Raw genomic sequence first — 20,500 nt, 5'->3', positions numbered from 1 at the left:
GCCGGTTATCCGGAGAGCTTGGCGCCGAAGAAGTCGCGCATCGCTGCCCAATGGCGCGCGGCGGCGGCCTCGTCATACGGCGGGTTGTCCGGGACCGCGAAGCCGTGCTCTGCGGCGTAGGTCTCGATGGTGTGCTCGACGCCGGCCGCAGTCAGCGCTTTGTCGAGCTGCTCGGCCTGCTCGGGGGTGAAAGAGCCGTCGTTCTGAGCTCCTGCGACGTACACGGCCGCCTGGATGCGATCGGCCAGCAGGTGTGGACTGTCCGGGCTGTCGGTCGCCAGCCCGCCGCCATGGAACGACGCGGCAGCCGCAACGCGGCCGGGCTGGCGGCCGGCCACGACCAGAGCCGTTCGCCCGCCCATGCAATAACCGCATACCCCGAACCGGTCTCCGCGCACCTCGGAGCGACCGGCGAGGTAGTCGAAGAACGCGCCTGCGTCGCGGGCCATTATGTCCGGGGTGACGCTGCCGATCATCGACATCAGCCGCTTGCGCTCCGCCGGGTCGCTGAACGCGGTCCGCATGTCGAACGGCTCCCAGTGGCCGTGGCGGTAATACACGTCGGGCAGCAGCACCGCGTAGCCGAAGCCGGCCAGCTTGGCGGCCATGTCGCGGAAGGTGTCGCGCACCCCGCCGGCGTCGGGATACATCACAACGCCGGGCCAGGGCCCGTCACCGTCGGGGGTGAACAGCTGGACGGTACAGCTGCCATCGGCAGTGGTTATGGTGTCGGTAATCTGCGGCATGGCATCCGTTCTACTCCCCGCGTCTCGACGTAAGCTGGGCGGCGTGCCAATCGCTACGCCGTACGAGGATCTGCTACGGCTGGTGCTGGAGCAGGGCACGCCCAAGTCCGACCGCACCGGCACCGGAACCCGCAGCCTGTTCGGCCAGCAGATGCGCTACGACTTGTCGGCCGGCTTCCCGCTGATCACCACCAAGAAGGTGCACGTCAGATCGGTGGTCTACGAACTGCTGTGGTTTCTGCGCGGCGACTCCAACGTGCGCTGGTTGCAGCAGCATGGCGTCACCATCTGGGACGAATGGGCCTCTCCCACGGGCGATCTGGGGCCGATCTACGGGGTGCAGTGGCGGTCGTGGCCGACCCCGTCGGGTGAGCACGTCGACCAGATCAGCGCGGCGCTGGACCTGCTGCGCACCGACCCCGACTCGCGGCGAATCATCGTCTCTGCGTGGAACGTCGGGGAGCTGCACAAGATGGCATTGCCACCGTGTCACCTGCTGTTCCAGTTCTACGTGGCCGGCGGGCGGCTGAGCTGCCAGGTTTATCAGCGCAGTGCCGACCTGTTCCTCGGGGTGCCGTTCAACATCGCTAGCTACGCGCTGCTCACCCATATGATGGCTGCGCAGGCGGATCTGGATGTGGGAGAGTTCATTTGGACCGGCGGCGACTGCCACATCTACGATAACCACGTCGAGCAGGTGCGTCTGCAGCTCAGCCGCGAACCCCGACCATATCCGGAAATTGTTCTGGCACATCGAGATTCGATATTCGATTACACTTATGAGGACGTTGTCATCAAAAATTACGATCCGCACCCGGCGATCAAGGCCCCCGTCGCCATATGACCCGCGCCGATGACGATGCAGAGCGGATTAACGAGGAGGAGTGGCGCACATGGGGGACGTGGGCCTGATCTGGGCTCAATCGACGTCGGGCGTCATCGGTCGCGGCGGTGGTATCCCGTGGCGGTTGCCTGAGGACCAGGCCCGCTTCAAACAGCTCACCCTGGGTCACACCGTGGTAATGGGTCGACGGACGTGGGAATCGTTGCCGGCCACGGTGCGGCCGCTGCCGGGTCGCCGAAACGTCGTACTGACCCGCCAAGCGGGCTACGTGGCCGACGGCGCCGAGGTTGTCAGATCCCTCGAAGACGCCCTGCAGGACGGCGAGGCCTGGGTTATTGGCGGTGCGGAGCTCTACCCTCTCGCCCTTCCGCTGGCATCGCGATGCGAGGTCACCGAGGTCGACATCGACCTGGCCCGCCAGGACGGCGATGCGCTGGCACCGGTGCTCGACGAGACCTGGCAAGGCACGACCGGGGAGTGGCTGACCAGCAGCACCGGGCTGCGGTACCGATTGCGTAGCTACCGGCGTTGTCCAGCAGCGGTGGGTGAACCGTGACATACTCAACGTGGGTCGGTTTTAGTGGATCTAGCAGGTGTTTCAGAAAGGGGAGCGAGCCGTGAAAACCAGACCCGCAGACAGGTTTCCTCGCGTTCTCCTGGGCTACGATCCGATGGCCGTTGACGCCTGTATCGAGGAGTTGACCGCGGAGCGCCAGGTGCTGCTCGACGAGATCGAGAGCCTCAAGACCCGGCTGAAGACATCGGGCGATGAAGCCGCCGCGCTGCGAAAAGAGGTCGCGCTCCTCAACGACACCTCGCAATCGCCACACGCGATGGCGCATCGCATGGGCAAGCTGTTGCGGCATGTGGTCGACGAGGTGACCGAGATGTGCGCCGAGGCAAAAGCGGAGATGGAAGCGTTGGTCGCGGCCATCGAGTCGGATGCCGAGGACGCGCGGCGAAAGCACGACGAGCTGTTGGCAGAGGCGGAGGCGCAGCGAAGCGCCACCGAAGCCGAGTGTGCCGAAGCCAAAAAGGAACTTGAAGCCGAACTTGCCAGGATGCGCGCTGAAACACAATCGGCGATCGAGGACGCGTGGCAGAAGGCGCAGCAGGAGCGGGACCAACTGCTCGCCGACGCCAAGCGCGAGGCCGATGATTGTCGCGAGCAAGCCCGGCGCGTGGTGGACGAGGCGAATCTGCACCAGATCAAAATCCTCGAGCAACTGATGGTCGTCTACCGCGGACTCGAGGCTGTCCCGGCCATGCTCGAATCGGCGCATCAGGAGGGACACGAGCCGTCGAGCGACGGCGTCGTGGTGCCGTTCGAGCAGAAAAGCAGCGCGGGGTGAGCCGAATCGTTTGGGATCGCCCTAGGGCGTGTCGCGGATTTTCGCTCCCCAAGGCCGTCTCGATCAGTTTCGCAGGCCGGTGCGGGGCCCACCAGATACCGTCGGCGTGAGGGAAACCGGGCGATAAGGTGAGCGCCGTGGCCGAAACGGCGCCATTGCGCGTGCAGTTGATCGCCAAGACCGAGTTCTTGGCGCCTCCCGATGTGCCGTGGAGCACTGACGCCAACGGGGGGCAAGCCCTCACCGAGTTCGCCGGCCGGGCCTGTTACCAGAGCTGGTCGAAACCGAACCCGAAGACCGCGACCAACGCCTCCTACATCAGGCACATCATCGACGTCGGCCATTTTTCCGTACTCGAGCATGCGAGCGTCTCGTTTTACATCACCGGGATTTCGCGCTCCTGCACCCACGAGTTGATCCGCCACCGCCACTTCTCGTACTCCCAGCTGTCGCAGCGCTACGTGCCGGAACGCGACTCCCAGGTCGTTGTGCCACCCGGCATGGAAGACGATCCCGAACTAGAGCAGATCCTCACCAGGGCTGCCGATGCCAGTCGGGCCACCTACACCGAACTGCTGGCCAAGCTGGAAACCAAGTTCGCCGACCAGCCCAACGCGGTGTTACGGCGCAAACAAGCTCGTCAAGCGGCTCGCGCGGTGCTGCCCAATGCCACCGAAACGCGGATCGTCGTCACCGGCAACTACCGTGCGTGGCGGCACTTCATCGCGATGCGGGCCAGCGAGCACGCCGACGTGGAAATCCGGCGGCTCGCGATCGCCTGCCTGCGCCAGCTGATCGACATCGCCCCCGCCGTCTTCGCCGACTTCGAAATCACCACCCTGGCCGACGGCACCGAGGTCGCCACCAGTCCGCTCGCCACCGAAGCGTGAGAAACCGCAGACCTCCCGTGGCGAACCGCCGGCGGCGCACAAACGCGCCCGCTCGCGCCGGTCGCTGGGGGATGGGCAGGTAGCCTTGGGACCGTGAGCACCGGCGGATTCGACGTGCACGCCCGCCTGGGCACCCTGCTGACCGCGATGGTGACCCCGTTCGCCCCGGACGGCTCCCTGGACACCGCCGCCGCGGCCCGGCTGGCCACTCACCTCGTCGACGCCGGATGCGACGGCCTGGTGGTGTCCGGGACCACCGGCGAATCGCCGACCACCACCGACGACGAGAAGCTGCGGCTATTGCGGTCCGTGCTGGAAGCGGTGGGCGATCGTGCGCGTGTCATCGCCGGCGCGGGCACCTACGACACCGCGCATAGCATCCATCTCGCCAAAGCGTGCGCAGCTGAGGGCGCGCACGGCCTGCTGGTGGTTACGCCGTACTACTCGAAGCCGCCCCAATCCGGGTTGATCGCGCACTTCACTGCCGTGGCCGATGCCACCGAGCTGCCGGTGCTGTTGTATGACATCCCGCCGCGCTCGGTGGTGCCGATCGAACCCGACACTCTGCGGGCCCTCGCGGCTCACCCCAACATCGTGGGCGTCAAAGACGCCAAGGGTGATCTGCACCGTGGTGGACAGCTGATGGCCGAAACCGGGCTGGTCTATTACTCCGGTGACGATGCGCTGAACCTGCCCTGGCTGGCGATGGGAGCCACCGGTTTCATCAGCGTGATCTCTCATCTGGCCGCCGGTCAGCTGCGAGAGATGTTGTCGGCCTTCCAATCCGGGGATGTGGCTACCGCCCGCAAGATCAACGTCGAAATCGCCCCGCTGTGTGACGCGATGAGCCGTCTCGGCGGGGTGACGATGGCCAAGGCGGGCCTGCGGTTGCAAGGCATCGACGTCGGGGACCCCCGGCTGCCTCAGATGCCCGCGACCCCGCAGCAGGCGGACGAATTGGCCACCGACATGCGCGCGGCTTCGGTGCTGCGGTAGGCGACAGGTGAGCCGCAGGTGAACGAAGACCTCGCCCCGCCAGGTCCTCTCGCCCCTGGCGGTCTGCGGGTCACCGCGCTCGGCGGCATCAGCGAAATCGGCCGCAACATGACGGTTTTCGAGCATCTGGGCCGGTTGCTGATCATCGACTGCGGGGTCATGTTCCCCACCCACGACGAACCCGGTGTCGACCTGATCCTGCCGGACCTGCGCCACATCGAAGACCGGCTCGACGACGTCGAGGCGCTGGTGCTCACCCACGCGCACGAGGACCACGTCGGAGCCATCCCTTTCCTGCTCAAGCTGCGGCCCGACATCCCGGTGGTCGGCTCGAAGTTCACGCTGGCGCTGGTCGCGGCGAAATGCCGTGAGCACCAACTCAAACCGGTGTTCGTGGAGGTCAGCGAGGGCCAGCACACTACTCACGGCGTATTCGAATGTGAATACTTCGCCGTCAACCATTCCATTCCCGACTCGCTGGCCATCGCGGTGTACACCGGAGCGGGAACCGTCCTGCACACCGGCGACATCAAGCTCGACCAGCTTCCGCTCGACGGCCGTCCCACCGACCTGCCCGGCATGTCGCGGCTGGGCGACGCCGGCGTGGACCTTTTCCTGTGCGACTCGACGAACTCCGAAATCCCCGGCGTCGGGCCGTCGGAAAGCGAGGTCGGTCCCACCCTGCACCGGTTGATCCGAGGCGCCGACGGCCGGGTCATCGTGGCGTGCTTCGCCTCCAACGTCGACCGCGTGCAGCAGATCATCGACGCCGCAGTCGCGTTGGGCCGACGGGTGTCGTTCGTGGGCCGCTCGATGGTGCGCAACATGGGCATCGCCCGTGACCTCGGCTACCTGCGGGTGGCCGACTCCGACCTGATCGACATCAGCGTGGCTGAAACGATGCGGCCCGAGCAGGTCGTGTTGATCACGACCGGCACACAGGGCGAGCCGATGTCGGCGCTGGCGCGTATGTCGCGCGGCGAGCACCGCAGCATCACGTTGACGGCCGGTGACCTCATCGTGTTGTCGTCATCGTTGATACCGGGCAACGAGGAAGCCGTCTACGGCGTCATCGACGAACTTTCCAAGATCGGCGCCCGCGTTGTCACCAATGCTCAAGCGCGGGTGCATGTTTCGGGCCACGCGTATGCGGGCGAGCTGCTGTTCCTCTACAACGGGGTGCGGCCGCGCAATGTCATGCCGATCCACGGCACCTGGCGGATGCTGCGCGCCAACGCCGCTCTGGCCGCCCGCACCGGGGTGCCGCAGGAGTCGATCCTGTTGGCCGAGAACGGTGTCAGTGTCGACCTCGTTGCCGGTAAGGCCCGTATCGCGGGAGCTGTGCCGGTCGGCAAGATGTTCGTCGACGGCCTTATCACGGGCGACGTCGGCGAGATCACTTTGGGTGAACGGCTGATCCTGTCGTCAGGGTTCATCGCGGTAACCGTGGTGGTGCGGCGCGACACCGGGCGTGCGGCGGCGCCCCCGCATCTGCACTCGCGCGGCTTTTCCGAAGATCCCAAGGCGCTGGAGCCTGCGGTGCGCAAGGTGGAAGATGAGCTGGATTTGCTCGCCGAGGAGAACGTCACCGACCCGATCCGCATCGCCCAAGCGGTGCGCCGCACCGTCGGCAAGTGGGTGGGCGAGACCTACCGCCGTCAGCCGATGATCGTGCCGACCGTGATCGAGATTTAGCCTCGCGAACACCCGCTAAGCCTTTTGTTTCGAGCCTGAGCGAGGGGCGTTTACGTCTTCTCGGCGTACGCCGACCATTCGATCTCGGAGGCGGTGAGGTTGCGGCCCGTCGGCTGAACATAGCGGTGAACCAGCTGCTCGGGTCCGACCTGCTCGATCAGCCGCCAGCCGAACGGGGCGAGAAACTCCGCTACTTCTTCGGGCCGTAATCCGAAGTGCCATAATTGCCGACGCTGCCGCATCCGCCGGTACAACGTGGGCGCGCCATACAGATTGGTCCCGTCGATGAAGTCGCGGCGGACATAGGTGAACACCAGACGGCTACCCGACGCAACAGGCTGCAGTCCGTCCAACGCCGCGCGTACGGCATTCTCGGTGAGGTACTGGGTTACCCCTTCCCAGACGAAGAACACGCGATAGTCCGTCCGGTAGCCGTATTCGGCCAGTGCCGTGAGCAAGTCGTCGCGCTCGAAATCCAACGCCACCAACCGAACTGATCGTGGCGGCTCGCCGAACACCCGGCGCAGGGCCGCCGCCTTCCTCGCGATGTTGACCGGAAGGTCCACTTCGAAGACCGGAATGCGGCTATGCCGCGCCAACCGGTAGGCGCTGGTGTCCAGCCCAGCTCCCAGGATGACGACCGCGTCGATGCTGTCCAGCGCTTCGTGCAGCTTGTCGCCGATGTAGCGCTTACGGCAGGTCAGATTGGCCCACAGTCCAGGGCCGGAACGCTCCATCGTATCCACCAGTAGTCGGCGCAGCACCGACGAGCGGGTTGCAGCGGTGAGCAGCCGCGCCGGCGCCGGCAGAAACCCACCCGCCAGATCGTCATCGACCAGCCGCCGCCCGGGTGGCTCGTGCTGTTCGACAGCCGTCAATACCACTGGGCCGAAGGCGGTCTGCGCTACCGGATTTCGTGCCATAAGTTACCGTTTGTTCAGAAATCCGGCGTCGACCGGCAAGGTGATGCCGGTGATGTAGCGCGCCTGATCAGACACCAGCCACGCCACCGCGTTGGCGATGTCCTCGGGTTGGAGCACCTGCACCGGCAAAGCGTTGCCCATGTCTGGTGGCGAATCTGATTGAGCAACAATCTGGTTCAGCCAGGCTCGGGTGAACTCGTTGTTGATCATCGGCGTGTCGACGCCAGCCGGATGTAGCGAGTTAACCCGAATGCTATGCGGTGCCAGCAGATTGGCGTAGACACGCATCAACCCCACCATTCCGTGCTTGGCCGCGGCGTAGCCGATCGATCCGGCGTCGCCGCTGCCGATGCCGGCCAGGCCTGCGGCCGAGCTGATCAGCACGATCGACCCGCCGTCGCCTTGCTCGATCATCGTCGGTGTCGCCACTTCCACCGTGTGGTGCACGCCGGTGAGGTTGACGTCGATCACGTCACGCCAGCCGTCGGCGCCCGCCTGCATGGGCGCGATCCCGGCGTTGGCTACGACGATGTCCAGCCGGCCGAGCTCGTCCAGGCCGGCCTGCAACGCGGCCGCCAGCGACGCGCGGTCGCGGACATCGCCTTGGCAGGCCACGACGCGCGCACCCGCGTCCTCGACCAGCTTGGCGGTGGCGGCCAGGTCGTCGGGAGTGGCCAGCGGATAAGGGACGCTGGCGATCTGCCCACACAGGTCGACGGCGATGATGTCGGCGCCGTCACAGGCCAGCCGCAGCGCGTGCGCGCGGCCCTGGCCGCGTGCGGCGCCGGTGATGAACGCGACCTTGCCGCGCAGGGGCCGGTGCATCAGGGACGGAGCTGTCCCTTGCCGGGGTCGCCGGCGACGACGGGTGTCAGCGTTTTGATGTCCGGCGACGCGGCCAGATGTTCGCCGACCTCTTTCAACATCGTCGCGATCGCGGGCGCGGTGCTGTGGGCCTGCAGCGCGTCGGCGTCGGCCCATTGTTCGACGAAGACGAAAGTGTTGCCGCTTTCGTGCAGGGCGTAGAGCTGGCAGCCGGGCTCGTCGTGCACGTCGTTGACTCCACGCTTCAAGACCTCGCGGACCGTATCCACGGATTCGGGTTTGACGGTGAAGGTGGCAACGACGACGACGGGCATGCTGGGCCTCCTGCGGTCGGCTGACGGCGTGACGAGTGTCACCCTACCCAGGCGGCGTCGACCCCGAGGTACCTACATGGCCGTAACCAGTGTGGCGGATGGTGTCTATGGTGTTTTTGCGATTAGGCTTGCGACCATGGCTAGTAGGACCGTCGCCCGATCCGGCACCCGAACAGGCAGGTCAAAAGCCGTTTCGCGGGGTGGTTCCCGGTCGACACGACCGCGAACGCCACGCAAAAGGGTCAGGAAGCGCCGCGCGCGGTCGCTGCTGGTCACCATGGGGCTGAACTGCGGAGACGCTGCGCGCGGGACGTGGCTCCTGTTGGCCAGGACCGCGGGTGCCGCCGCCCGTTCGGTGGGTCGCGCCCACGACATCGAGCCCGGCCACCGCCGCGACGGGATCGCGCTGATGCTGCTGGGCGTAGCCGTCGTCATCGCCGCCGGCTCGTGGTTCGACGCCGCCCGCCCGGTTGGTGCCTGGGTGGACGCGGTGCTGCGGATGTTCGTCGGCTCAGCCGCCGTCGTGCTGCCACTGGTGACTGCCGGCGCAGCGGTCACGCTGATGCGCACCGAGCCCAACCCCGACGCGCGGCCGCGGCTGATCCTCGGCGCGGCGTTGGTGGGTCTGTCGGTGCTCGGCTTGTGGCATCTGTGGGCCGGGTCACCGCCGAGCCCTGATGCGCGTCGGCAGGCAGCCGGTTTCATCGGCTTCGCCATCGGCGGGCCGCTCTCGGAGGGGGTGACCGCATGGATCGCGGCGCCGCTGCTGTTCATCGGCGCGCTGTTCGGTCTGCTGCTGCTGACCGGGACCACGATCCGAGAAGTTCCCGAAGCGCTGCGCGCCATGTTCGGCACCCGGGCCTGCTACGGTGAACCCGACGTCACTGGCCTCAAAGGGGTTGCAGCAGAAGACTATTCGGACGGCTACTACGACGACAAAGAAGCACAACCGTGGTTGTCGGAGGAGGATGCGGTCAGGCCGGACGACACTCCCACCATCCCGGAGCCGACGGTTCGCAGCCGTCGTCGTGCCGACCGGTCGGCCCCCAAACACGAGACGCTGCCGCTGGACCGGGTGGTCGAAGGGCCCTACACGCTGCCGTCGCTGGACCTGCTCATCAAGGGTGACCCGCCGAAACGGCGCAGTCCGGCCAACGACCGCATGGTGGAGGCCATCACGTCGGTGCTGCAGCAGTTCAAGGTCGACGCCGCGGTCACCGGCTGCACCCGCGGGCCCACCGTCACCCGCTACGAGGTCGAGCTGGGGCCGGGCGTCAAGGTAGAGAAAATCACTGCGCTGCAACGCAATATCGCCTACGCCGTGGCCACAGAGAGTGTACGGATGCTGGCCCCGATCCCCGGCAAGTCGGCCGTGGGCATCGAAGTGCCCAACACCGACCGCGAGACCGTGCGGCTAGCCGACGTGCTCACTGCGCCCTCGACACGGCGGGACCACCACCCGTTGGTGATCGCGCTCGGCAAAGATATTGAAGGCGAATACATTTCGTGGAATCTGGCCAAGATGCCGCATCTGCTGGTCGCCGGTTCCACCGGGTCCGGGAAATCCAGCTTCGTCAACTCGATGCTGGTCTCGCTACTGGCACGGGCCACCCCGGAAGAAGTCCGGATGATCCTGGTCGATCCGAAGATGGTGGAACTGACACCGTACGAAGGCATTCCGCATCTGATCACCCCGATCATCACCGAGCCCAAGAAAGCGGCGGCGGCGCTGGCGTGGCTGGTCGACGAGATGGAACAGCGTTACCAGGACATGCAGGCGTCCCGGGTACGTCACATCGACGACTTCAACGCTCACGTGCGCTCCGGGAAGATCACCGCGCCGCTGGGCAGCCAGCGCGAATACCGGCCTTACCCGTATGTGGTCGCGATCGTCGACGAGCTGGCTGACCTGATGATGACCGCGCCGCGCGACGTCGAAGACGCCGTCGTGCGGATCACCCAAAAGGCCCGCGCCGCCGGTATTCACCTGGTGCTGGCCACCCAGCGTCCTTCGGTCGACGTCGTTACCGGGCTGATCAAGACGAATGTGCCGTCCCGGTTGGCGTTCGCGACCTCGTCGCTGACCGACAGCCGGGTGATCCTCGATCAGGGGGGCGCAGAGAAGCTGATCGGCATGGGCGACGGCTTGTTTTTGCCGATGGGCGGCAGCAAACCGATTCGGCTGCAGGGGGCATATATCACCGACGAGGAGATCCACGCCGTCGTCACCGCCTGCAAGGAGCAGGCCGAACCCGAATACACCGAGGGTGTTACCACCGCTAAGCCCACCGCGGAACGCCGCGACGTCGACCCCGACATCGGCGACGACATGGACGTGTTCCTGCAGGCCGTCGAGCTGGTGGTGTCCAGCCAGTTCGGCTCCACCTCGATGCTGCAGCGCAAGCTCCGGGTGGGCTTCGCCAAAGCCGGCCGGCTGATGGACCTGATGGAAACCCGCGGCATCGTCGGGCCGTCGGAAGGCTCGAAGGCACGCGAGGTGCTGGTCAAGCCCGACGAACTGGCCGCGACGCTGGCGTCGATCCGGGGCATCGGGGGAGACGAACCCGAGTAGCGCCGAGCCCTTGAGTCTGAGGGCCCAAATTTCGCAACCATTTCACACTCGGCGCACGACGCTCGGCGCAAGGCTTTCAGGCGCCGATCAGGCGTCGATGACTACGCGACCGTTTTTCGCCCGGGAGACGCAGACCAGCATTTCGTCGTCGCCCTCTGCGGCGCGACCCCGGCGATCCACCTGTCCGGCCAGGACTTTGACCTTGCACGTCCCGCAGAACCCTTGCTGGCAGGAGTATGGGGTTGCCGGGTCACGGTCGAGCATGACGGCCAGCGCCGAGCGGTTCGACGGCACGGACAGCACCCGTCGCGAACGCGCGAGTTCCAGCTCGAACGGACGCCCGTTGACCACCGGGGGTGGGCTGAACCGCTCGTAATGCAGTGGTGCGTCGGCGTATTCGTCGCGCACTGCACGCACCGACTCCAGCATGCCGGTCGGCCCGCACACGTAGACAGCGGTCGTCGAGTCGGCGTCGGCCAGCAGGTCCTCGGCGCCGGGCAGCCGCCCGCGCTCGTCGTCGGCCCACACCGTGACCCGGTCCGGGGCCACCGCCACCACCTCGTCCAGCAGTGGCATGTACTCCCGGCTGCGGCCGGCATAGACTGCGCGCCAATTGATTCCGTGCTGCTGGGCCAGCTGGATCATGGGCAGGATCGGGGTCACCCCGATACCGCCGATCACGAACAGCACGTCCCGTTCGTCGGTGACGAGGTAGAAGGCATTGCGGGGCCCTTCGAACACCAGCGTGTCGCCCACGTCGAACGACTCGTGCATCTCGACCGACCCGCCCCCGCCGTCGGTGATCCGGCGTACCGCGATGCGGTAGTCGGTGCGCCGACCGGGCGGGCCACACAGCGAATACTGGCGGCGGCGGCCCGAGGGCAGCCGCACGTCGATGTGTGCGCCCGGCGTCCATGACGGCAGCAACCCCCCGTCGGGGTCGGCCAGCGTCAACGCGACCACGTCGGGGCAAAGCTGTTCGCGCTTGGTGACCACCGCGGTGATGGCGCGCTGCACGGGAGTCACCCGCGACGGTGACCACCGCGACGCCGACGCCAGGCCGCCGAAGAGAACACCCACACCACACAATGCGGTCAGCACACGGTCGCGTTTGCGACGACCATAGAGGTCGGCGGGCCGGCTGTTCCAAATAGTGTGGGGCACAGGCAATCACCTAGGTTTGTCGAATGTCGAAGCGGGCGACGAGCCGAAGCAGCGAGGGACTGATCCGGCGCAGCGCGTAGGCCACCCGGGACTCGGCTGCGATCGGCAACACCGCCGGGCCGGTCTTGATCGCCTTGACAATCGCTTTGGCGGTGGCTTCCGGGGTGTAGTTGCGACGCCGATACGCGGCATCGGCCTTCTCTCGGGCCCGCTGCTGCTGCTCGGCCGTCATTCCCGCGTAGACGGTGCTTTTGGCGATGTTGGTGTTGACGAAACCCGGGCACACAGCGGTGACTGTGATGCCCTCGTCGGCCAGGTCTGCGCGCAGGGATTCGCTCAGCGCCAGCACCGCTGCCTTGGTGGTGCCGTAGGCGACCATCGACTTCGACGGCAGAAAAGCCGCCGCCGACGCCACATTGATGATCGTGCCGCCCTGGCCGCGCTCGACCATCCGGGCACCGAACGCGCGGCAACCGTTGATCACTCCGCGGACGTTGACGGCCATGACGGTATCCCAGTGCTCCGGTGTGGTCTCCAAGAACCGTCCGGCCATGCCGATGCCGGCGTTGTTCACCAGGATGTCGACCACGCCGTGCTTGCTCAGTACTTGTGCGGCAAGGTTATTCATCGCCGCTTCGTCGCTGACGTCGACCTGGTAGACCGCGGCCTCCGCGCCGGCTGCACGCACCGCGTCTGCGGTGTGTTCGGCGCTGGCGAGGTCGCGGTCGACGACCGCGACGGCGTGGGCGCCCTGGCGGGCCAACTCCACCGCGGTGGCCCGGCCGATGCCCGCACCGGCCCCGGTGACCAGCGCGAGTTTGCCGCGCACGTCACGCGGCCCGGTGTGCACGACGGACTCGCCTGCGCCGGGTGCACCCTCGATGACCCGGTCGACCCATTCGCTGGTGAGCCGGGCGATGACGTCGGGCCGGGAGCTGACCACCCAATGCCCGCCCTCGATGGGAATGACCCTGCTGCCAGGCGGGATCGAGCCGGTGAACCGCTGCAGGGCGGGGGAGACGAAATAGTCCTGGCGTGCCACCAGCACCTGCACCGGCACGGTGGTCTGCGGCAGCTGCTTCCCAGGCGCGAGAAACGGCCCGGGCATGTTGGCGCGGTACAGGTTGAGCCCGTTGAGGTAGTCACGGGTCGACCGGTACGCCGCAGGGCGCTGGCTACGGGTGCTCGATCGGCCGATACGCTCAACGGCCTCAAAGACTTTCACCGTTGCCCGGGTTCGGATCGCGATCTCCGGCACACCCGGGCACAAGAAGAACCAGATGTAGGACGAGGCCAGGATCTGTTTGGCAACGTCGGCGACGGCGCGCGGTGTGCGCGGTGACCGCAGAAATTTGCCCGCGTAGTTCAGGTGTGGCCCCGAGATCGACGTGAATGACGCGATTTTGCCGCTGACCGAGTCGTCGGTGACCGCCGCCCAGCACTGGATGGAACCCCAGTCGTGGCCCAGCAGGTGGACCTCGTCCACTTCTAGGCTGTCAATCACCGTGCCGATGTCCGAAACCAGTTGCGGGAACCGGTATCCCGAGCGATCCGCCGGTTCTGAAGAGTCACCGGCCCCGCGCACGTCGTAGGTCACGACGTTGTAGCGGTCGGCCAGTTCTGCTGCCACCCCGTCCCACACGTGGTGGTTATCGGGATAGCCGTGGACGGCCAGGATGGTCGGGCGTCGCTGATCAATCTCGCCGTACGGGTGCACGGCCAGGGTGACGCCGTCCGACGCCGTGACGTTGGTAGCTGTCATTGCTGGTCAGTGAGACGCGCGAGCGGCGGGCGACTTGGCCAAGTACTCCACGGCACGTCCCACCCCGCCCAGCTGGGACGGGTGGAAACTCGGCTTGTAATAGGCGCCGATGACCCGCAGGAACTCGAACGGGCCGGGTACCAAACCCCGGCGCGCCGCGCGGAAGTAGTCGCGCCAGCGCGGTTTGGTCCCCGCAGGCAGGTAGGGATCGACCGAGTACATGAACCGCACGCCGCGGACGAACAGCCACAACATCGCCGGTGTCACCAGCAGCTGGGTGCGCACCTGGCGCCAGTACCCCGCGCGCAGATGCTTCATGGTGTCGAACGCGACGGCTTTGTGTTCGACTTCCTCTGCGCCATGCCAGCGCAGCAGGTCGAGCATCACTGGGTCGGCGCCGAGCGCGTCGAGTTGCGGGGTGTCGAGAATCCATTCCCCCAAGATCGCGGTGTAGTGCTCGATGGCCGCCACGATCGACACCTGCTCGGCCAACCAGCGTTGCCGTCGGTTCGGGCCCCAACCGGGCCGGTCGCCGATGAGCTTGGTGAACAGCCAGCGGATCTGGTCGGTGAACGGTGTCACGTCGATGCCGTTGGCGGCGAAGTGCTCAAGCACACCGGCGTGCGCTTGGGAATGCATGGCCTCCTGGCTGAGGAAGCCCTGCACATCCAGCCGCAGTTGGTCGTCCTGGATCAACGGCAACGCCTTCTTGAACACCTCGACGATCCACTCCTCGCCCGCGGGCAGCAACAGGTGCAGCACGTTGCAGAAGTGGGTGGCGAAGGGCTCGTTGGGCACGTAGTAGAACGGCAGGTTGGCCCAGTCGAATTCGACGTCACGCGCCTGCAAGACGATGCGTTCGTGATCGAGTGACGCGTCGTGAGGACCCGCTGCCTGGTCATCGACGGTGAACATCAAGACCTCCCTCGTAGTAGCTAGGCTACTGCGTCGTCGCCGAGGCTCCCCCTCTCCGCCTCGGTGATCAGACGCTCACGCCGCAGGAACCCGACGAGGTTATCGACCGTCTCGGCCAGCGCCGGCTCGCGCCGGCGAACCTTGGCCAACGCTCGGGCGCGCCGGTACTGAATGTTGTCGTAGCGCTTGTCGCGCATCGCCTCGATCTTGCCGGCCGACCGGGTGAGGAAATCGACCAGTGGATACAGCGGGTCGCGCGGCGTGCACCGGCGGTTCACCTGCTCGGTGAACGACGGGATGTCGTGGTAGGTGAAGCGGTAGCCGTGGCGTTCGGTTAACAGCCGGGTGACGTCGGTGAGGTTGTAGTAGTCATCGGCGGTCATGTTGAACACCGTGCCCGCCTCTGCGGGAAGGTCCATCAGCGCGACGATGTGCTCCGCGACCAGGTCGGCCGGCAGCAGACTGATCTGGTTGAGAGCGTTGACAGCCAGGCCGTGCTCGATCATGAACGCGGTGAGGCGCACATAGATGTCGTCCTGGCTGCCGTAGCCGGCGCTGGTGGGGGAGATCAACGACGGCCGGTAGATGCGCACGTCGAGGCCTTGCCGCTGCGCGGCAAACGCGAGCTGCTCGGCGACCCACTTGGTCTGCGAATAGCCGAAGTCCAGGCCGCTCATCTCCTCGTTGGCATAGTCCTCCCCGACCACCGGCAGTGTGCTCCAGCCGTAGATGAAGGTGCTGGAGACCAAGTGGAACGCCTTCCGGTGCCCGGTCATGGCCAGTCGCAACAGCTCCCAGGTGCCGCCCACGTTGGTGGGCCGCAGGGCGTCGTAGGTCCGCACGTAGTTGACCAGGGCGCCGTTGTGCACGATGGCGTCAACACTCTCGGCGAGCTGTCGGAACGCCGCCTCGCCAACTCCCAGGAAAGGCTCGGCCAGGTCCCCGCACACCACGCGCACCCGCGCCCGGATCTCGGCTTCCACGGCCGCTGACCACAGCTGCGCCCGGCGCAGCGAGGCCACGATCCGGTCCAGGCCGTGTGCCGCATCGGTGGCGCGCACCAGGGCGTGGATGGTGTAGGACGTTCGCGCGAGCAAGCTGCTCAGCAGGAACGGCCCCAGGAAACCCGTCGCCCCGGTCAACAGGACGTCGCGGGGCGCGCCCTCTCGCGCCGGCGGCAGCGCCGGCAGCGGCAGCCGCGCGTCGGCGCGCATCCGCGCGGTCTCGTATTCCTCGTACTCGACCGAAATCTGATCCAACGCCTGCTGCAGGGCGTTCAGCGGCTGCCCGGAGCCGTCGCCGAATTCGCACATGAGCCGGAAGAACTCGGCGACCGTCAGCCGCTGCAGCAGGCGCGTGTTGACCTCCTCGGCCAGCTGCCCCGCGCCGTGCTCGTCCAGCAGGGCCTGTAGGTCCGAGCGGAGCTCGGCCAGGGCCAGCGAGTCGATGCCGAGGTCGGCGAACGAGCAGTCCTCATCGCCGGTGAGGTCATAGCTTTCGATGAGGTTGCGGAAGCGGTCCAGCGGACCAGCGGCGGCATCGGGGGCCTCGTGGCTCTGATACGTGTGGCTCGCGAGCACCGGCAACGTTTTGTCCAGCCAGAGTTGGCGGGTCTGCGCGCGCCGGATCTTGCCCGAGGTGGTCTTGGGAATGCTGCGCGGCGGCACGAACACGATCGTGTGCGGATCGACGTGGCAGTGCCTGCGGATCGCTCGCGCCAACGCCTTGGCGTCCGGCAGTGCGTGCTCGTCTCGCACCTCGGCGACCACGACCAGGGCTTCCTGGTCGGCATTCTCGACCGAGAACGCGGCCACACAGCCGTCGCGGACCTGCGACGCCGACCGCTCCACGACGGCCTCGATGTCCGAGGGATAGCAGTTGACGCCGCGCACGATGATCAGGTCCTTGGTCCGTCCGCAGACGAACAGCTCGCCCTCGTACAGGAAGCCCAGATCACCCGTCCGCAGATAGGTGTGCTCCTCGTCGCCGGCAATGCGGGCTTCGAACGTCTCCGCGGTTTTCTCCGGGCACCGCCAGTAGCCGCCTCCCTTGGAAGCGCCGTCCACCCAAACCTCGCCGATGCGGCCTTCGCCCAGGTCCTGCCGCGTGTGTGGGTCGACGATCCGGACCACGTTTCCGTCGAGCGGCTTCCCGCAGCTCACCACCGGAGCCTGATTGTGGTTTTCCGGCAAAGCTTTTTCGACCCGCGCGAGATTCTTTTCCAGCGCACGCTTGTTCAAAGTCACGGTCTGGCGCCCCCGAAGCGAGACGATCAGCGTGTTTTCGGCCAAGCCGTAAGCCCCCGTCAACGCGTCGGGCCGCAGCCCATAGGGCGCGAAGCGCTGCCGGAAACGTGCAAAGGTGTTGGCCCGCAACGGCTCTGCCCCGATGACCATGCTGTCCAAACTGCTGAGGTCTATGCCGGCGAGCTCGGATGCGGGAAGCTTGTCTTCGCGCAGGCAGTACTCGAGGGCGAAGTTCGGCGCCGGGGTGTGGGTGGCCCGTGCGTCGCTGATGAGCCGCAGCCAGGCCGACGGCCGCTGGAGGAAGTCGACCGGTGACAGCGCGTGCGTGGTCCCGCCCTTCAGCAGCACGAACAGGTAAGCCGAAATCAAGCCCATGTCGTGGTGCTGAGGAAGCCACGAGACGCACACTTCGTCACCGGTGAACGCCGAGGCGTTGGCGATGACGTTGGCGTGGCTGACGATCACGCCTTTGGGGTCGCTGGTCGAACCCGAGGTGTACTGCAGGAACAGCACCCGGCCGGGCGTGTCCGCCACCGGCGCGCCACCGAAGTCCTGGGTGCCGTCCGTCGCGAACCAGGGCAGCTCCAGCGGCCGCTCGACGTCTGGCCAGGGCAGCGCGCCTTGCCGGTGACCCAGCAGCAGGCGGTAGTCGTACTCCAACTGCTTGGTCGACAGCACCGCCTTGGCCTGGCAGTCGCGGGCGATGAAGCTGAGCTTGGCCAGCCCCGCTTCGAAAGCCACTGGCAGCGGAGGACTGACCGGTACGGCGATCACCCCGAGGCGGGCGCAGGCGAAGAATGCCGCGACCATCTCCAGTCCCGGGGGGTAGACCAGCAGCGCCCGATCTCCGGGTCTGAGCGCGGCCTCGGCGAACAGGTAGGCGGCCAGTTCGCGGGTCCGTTCGGCGAAGCTCTGGTACGTGTAGTGTTCGAGTTCGCGGCCCTCGACATCAACGAACCGGAAGAGGATCTGATCCGGCCTCTGCGCCTCCCACGCCCGCAGGTAGTCGATGAGCGTCTCCATCGTAGGAGTATCCCCTTTCCAGGTCGGTGGTGACCGAAATCAACAGAACAACTTCTTTGACTACATCCGCAAGGCTGATCCTAGCTCTGCTAATCGATGTCAAGCAAAATCTATTAAGCTTTTGCAGACACTATACATCTATCTCTCAAGAACTTTCCAGGCTAATTTCCAGGATCGGTTTTCATCTGTGTCGCTCAAGATAGGTCCTGATCCATCCTTGGCTTGACCAACGTTTGATGGATTATAAGGAGCTAAGTATCGTCGGATGTACTGGTCTCAGTATCTCATTACCCAAAGTCGCCTGTTGAAAGCAATTTTTCATGCGTGACTACGCTAATACTGACGTACTGATTAACGGATTAGTGTAATTGATGATAATCAGCCCGGAATCGGCCGGTGTTGGAATCGCCGATGGTCAATTAGTCCCCTGAACCTAGATATATAGCAAACAGCATCAGACCACCATTCCTCTGCTTAGCTGAGCCAGAGTTCAGGTCTTCAGCAACGGCCCATGCCGGGTATGGAAACGCGTCGGGCCAACGCCGTAACCTCGACCAGGTCGCGGCCGTCCGGCGGCACGGCATCGGGTGGGGTCGGTTGCCGCGCGATGGCCCCGATCGAGGATGCCAGCGCGCACGCCGCAACGCCGTCACTCATCAGTTACGGACCTACTGAGGACTGATATACTGATATACTGATATACTGACACACGCCGATAGGAGGTCACGCCATTATGAGCACCGTGGACCGCATGAAATCCGACGCCGAACGGTCGCGCCCGCGCGCCACCCCACTGACACCATCGGTTGCAGCGGCACCCACCGAACCCGTCGTTCTCGGACGAACACGCGTCACCCGAACCCGCCGAACGGTCGACCTCTCGCCCGCCCAGCACCGTGCCCTCGACATCTGGCAGCGAGACGCGGCCGACCGGCTGGGGCTCGCCCGGGTCACCGGACAAGAGGTCCTCTCGGCGCTCGTTGACCAACTGCTGAGCGATCCGAAACTCTCCGCCCAGATCATCCGCACCATCCGCGACCGGCGGTGAGTTATCGCCGGTCGCGCCGGACGGCACCGGTCGACGCCGCCACCCGGGCGATGCGGATACGCGGCCCAGCGCGGGCCACGAGTTTGACGATGCCGTCGAAACGCTCGCCGTCGATGATCGGCGACAGCGGTTCATCCTCGGCCTCGATGGTCATTTCCTGGCCGTTGACATCGCGGACCCGCCGGCCGCGAACCGTGCCGCGGGTGAGTGCCGCGGGAAGCTGCACGACGATTAACGATGGCCTCAATTCGCCGGCTTGAAATTGCAGCGCCCCGGGTTCGCATGCCTTGGGGAACAGCCGGAACGGGCCGCCGATGCGCAGGTCGATCGCGCCGGCGTGCAGCAGCCGATGCGCCCTCGTCGGGACCTCCTCGCCGTCGATGACGACGCGGGCGTGCGTCGGGGCGAACAGGTGCGAGGCCCAGTCACTCCGATGCAATCGCCCGGGGGCAACTTTGGAGGTTATGTAGTCGCCGAACATGCGGCCGATCACCCGGGCGACGGCCGCGCGGCCATGATCCGGGTTGGCGTAGTACTTGTCGTAGAACCGGTTGCCGACGCCTCCGGCGGCCAGCCCGAAACACAGCCGATGAAACGGTGCGCCATCGGCGGTTTCGCCGTCGAGTTCCAACATGTCCAGGCACACCTCGGGCGGAGGCCGATCCGACTCGGCGGCAACTACCAATGCGCGCACAATCGCATCCGCTTTGCCGCGCACCCGCGCCTTGCGGGCAACGGCGTTGACGCTGCCGTGGTTGGTGGGCACGAACGTCGGCCAATGTTGCGGATCAGCGTCGCATTGCCGGACTTCGTTGATCAACCAGTGCAGCGACCCGTCCCCACCATCGCCCACCAGGTGAGTGACCCGCGGACACAGCTGCTGCACAGTGTTGCGGAGGTCCTCGACGGAGGCGGTTTCGTGGACCTCGCCCCAGGCACCGACGATGCGGCGCAGTGCGGCGCTGCGATCACCCGGCGCAGCAAGATTCTTGCGTGCTTTCGGGTTGACGACGATTCCTAGATACATCCGGAGGCCGTCGACGTCTGCTCGACGCGGGTGCATCGCGGTCGCGCCCGCCGGCGACCGTTGTCGGACGGGGCTGACGAGGCGGATACGTCGCGTCGCACTTGAATACTCCTCAGCGGGGGACATCGGCCACCCAAATGGGCCGCCGCGGCTATCCC

18 protein-coding genes are annotated in these 20,500 nt (G+C 66.1%); 8 read left to right on the top strand and 10 right to left on the bottom strand.

Features of this window, described 5'->3' with window-relative positions:
- Window positions 1–5 precede the first annotated feature (5 nt).
- A complete protein-coding gene (locus MYXE_RS15330) occupies window positions 6–746 on the bottom strand; it encodes a dienelactone hydrolase family protein (protein WP_003919373.1) in 741 nt (246 codons plus the stop codon).
- Window positions 747–789: 43 nt separating this feature from the next.
- Here MYXE_RS15330 and MYXE_RS15325 point away from each other — a divergent pair, with 43 nt between their 5' ends.
- From MYXE_RS15325 to MYXE_RS15300, 6 genes are all read left to right on the top strand, one after another.
- Window positions 790–1,590, top strand: a complete 801-nt coding sequence (locus MYXE_RS15325; RefSeq protein WP_003919372.1) for a thymidylate synthase — start codon at window positions 790–792, stop codon at window positions 1,588–1,590.
- A 49-nt stretch (window positions 1,591–1,639) separates the two neighbouring features.
- Entirely contained in the window at window positions 1,640–2,146 is a 507-nt protein-coding gene (locus MYXE_RS15320; protein WP_003919371.1) for a dihydrofolate reductase, read from the top strand.
- Window positions 2,147–2,261: 115 nt separating this feature from the next.
- Window positions 2,262–2,942, top strand: a complete 681-nt coding sequence (locus MYXE_RS15315) for a cell division protein DivIVA (RefSeq protein ID WP_085197004.1) — start codon at window positions 2,262–2,264, stop codon at window positions 2,940–2,942.
- A gap of 137 nt (window positions 2,943–3,079) precedes the next feature.
- On the top strand, window positions 3,080–3,832 hold the full coding sequence (thyX, locus tag MYXE_RS15310; protein ID WP_003919369.1) for an FAD-dependent thymidylate synthase: 753 nt from the start codon (window positions 3,080–3,082) through the stop codon (window positions 3,830–3,832).
- A gap of 93 nt (window positions 3,833–3,925) precedes the next feature.
- Complete coding sequence (dapA, locus tag MYXE_RS15305; RefSeq protein ID WP_003919368.1) at window positions 3,926–4,828, top strand: 4-hydroxy-tetrahydrodipicolinate synthase; 903 nt, start codon at window positions 3,926–3,928, stop codon at window positions 4,826–4,828.
- Between the two features lie 18 nt (window positions 4,829–4,846).
- Window positions 4,847–6,523, top strand: coding sequence for a ribonuclease J (locus MYXE_RS15300; RefSeq protein WP_085197006.1), 1,677 nt, complete (start codon window positions 4,847–4,849; stop codon window positions 6,521–6,523).
- A gap of 50 nt (window positions 6,524–6,573) precedes the next feature.
- Here MYXE_RS15300 and MYXE_RS15295 read toward each other — a convergent pair whose 3' ends face one another.
- Genes MYXE_RS15295 through MYXE_RS15285 form a run of 3 tightly spaced genes read right to left on the bottom strand, consistent with a single transcriptional unit; the run spans window position 6,574 to window position 8,585 of the window.
- On the bottom strand, window positions 6,574–7,446 hold the full coding sequence (locus MYXE_RS15295) for an SAM-dependent methyltransferase (protein WP_003919366.1): 873 nt from the start codon (window positions 7,444–7,446) through the stop codon (window positions 6,574–6,576).
- A gap of 3 nt (window positions 7,447–7,449) precedes the next feature.
- Window positions 7,450–8,274 (bottom strand): mycofactocin-coupled SDR family oxidoreductase, encoded by an 825-nt coding sequence (locus MYXE_RS15290; RefSeq protein WP_161552177.1) that lies wholly within the window; start codon window positions 8,272–8,274, stop codon window positions 7,450–7,452.
- On the bottom strand, window positions 8,271–8,585 hold the full coding sequence (locus MYXE_RS15285) for a putative quinol monooxygenase (RefSeq protein WP_003919364.1): 315 nt from the start codon (window positions 8,583–8,585) through the stop codon (window positions 8,271–8,273). Before MYXE_RS15285 ends, MYXE_RS15290 begins: the two co-directional genes overlap by 4 nt.
- On the opposite strand from MYXE_RS15285, the gene MYXE_RS15280 reads away from it, so the two are divergent.
- Complete coding sequence (locus tag MYXE_RS15280) at window positions 8,584–11,157, top strand: FtsK/SpoIIIE family DNA translocase (protein WP_085197011.1); 2,574 nt, start codon at window positions 8,584–8,586, stop codon at window positions 11,155–11,157. The genes MYXE_RS15285 and MYXE_RS15280 overlap by 2 nt on opposite strands.
- 87 nt (window positions 11,158–11,244) lie before the next feature.
- On the opposite strand, the gene MYXE_RS15275 is transcribed toward MYXE_RS15280, so the two are convergent.
- The 5 genes from MYXE_RS15275 to MYXE_RS15255 all read right to left on the bottom strand — a co-directional run bounded on the left by MYXE_RS15275 (window position 11,245) and on the right by MYXE_RS15255 (window position 18,924).
- Window positions 11,245–12,321, bottom strand: a complete 1,077-nt coding sequence (locus MYXE_RS15275; protein ID WP_081485254.1) for a PDR/VanB family oxidoreductase — start codon at window positions 12,319–12,321, stop codon at window positions 11,245–11,247.
- 10 nt (window positions 12,322–12,331) lie between these two features.
- Window positions 12,332–14,083 carry an SDR family oxidoreductase gene (locus tag MYXE_RS15270; protein ID WP_085197013.1) on the bottom strand — a complete coding sequence of 584 codons (1,752 nt, stop codon included), beginning with the start codon at window positions 14,081–14,083 and terminating at the stop codon, window positions 12,332–12,334.
- A gap of 6 nt (window positions 14,084–14,089) precedes the next feature.
- On the bottom strand, window positions 14,090–14,998 hold the full coding sequence (locus MYXE_RS15265; RefSeq protein WP_085197015.1) for a metal-dependent hydrolase: 909 nt from the start codon (window positions 14,996–14,998) through the stop codon (window positions 14,090–14,092).
- Window positions 14,999–15,018: 20 nt separating this feature from the next.
- The gene (locus MYXE_RS15260) at window positions 15,019–18,267 is read right to left on the bottom strand and encodes a thioester reductase domain-containing protein (RefSeq protein ID WP_085197017.1); all 3,249 of its coding nucleotides are present in this window, start codon (window positions 18,265–18,267) and stop codon (window positions 15,019–15,021) included.
- Between the two features lie 498 nt (window positions 18,268–18,765).
- Window positions 18,766–18,924, bottom strand: a complete 159-nt coding sequence (locus MYXE_RS15255) for a hypothetical protein (protein WP_161552101.1) — start codon at window positions 18,922–18,924, stop codon at window positions 18,766–18,768.
- Window positions 18,925–19,018: 94 nt separating this feature from the next.
- On the opposite strand from MYXE_RS15255, the gene MYXE_RS15250 reads away from it, so the two are divergent.
- Window positions 19,019–19,315, top strand: coding sequence for a hypothetical protein (locus MYXE_RS15250; protein WP_232061838.1), 297 nt, complete (start codon window positions 19,019–19,021; stop codon window positions 19,313–19,315).
- A gap of 1 nt (window position 19,316) precedes the next feature.
- On the opposite strand, the gene MYXE_RS15245 is transcribed toward MYXE_RS15250, so the two are convergent.
- Window positions 19,317–20,342, bottom strand: a complete 1,026-nt coding sequence (locus MYXE_RS15245; RefSeq protein WP_003919357.1) for a diacylglycerol kinase family protein — start codon at window positions 20,340–20,342, stop codon at window positions 19,317–19,319.
- Window positions 20,343–20,500: the final 158 nt, after the last annotated feature.

Source organism: Mycobacterium xenopi (assembly GCF_009936235.1).
Classification (GTDB): Bacteria; Actinomycetota; Actinomycetes; order Mycobacteriales; family Mycobacteriaceae; genus Mycobacterium; species Mycobacterium xenopi.
The sequence above is the reverse complement of the archived record's forward strand: the minus strand, read 5'-3'. Positions and strand labels throughout refer to the sequence as shown.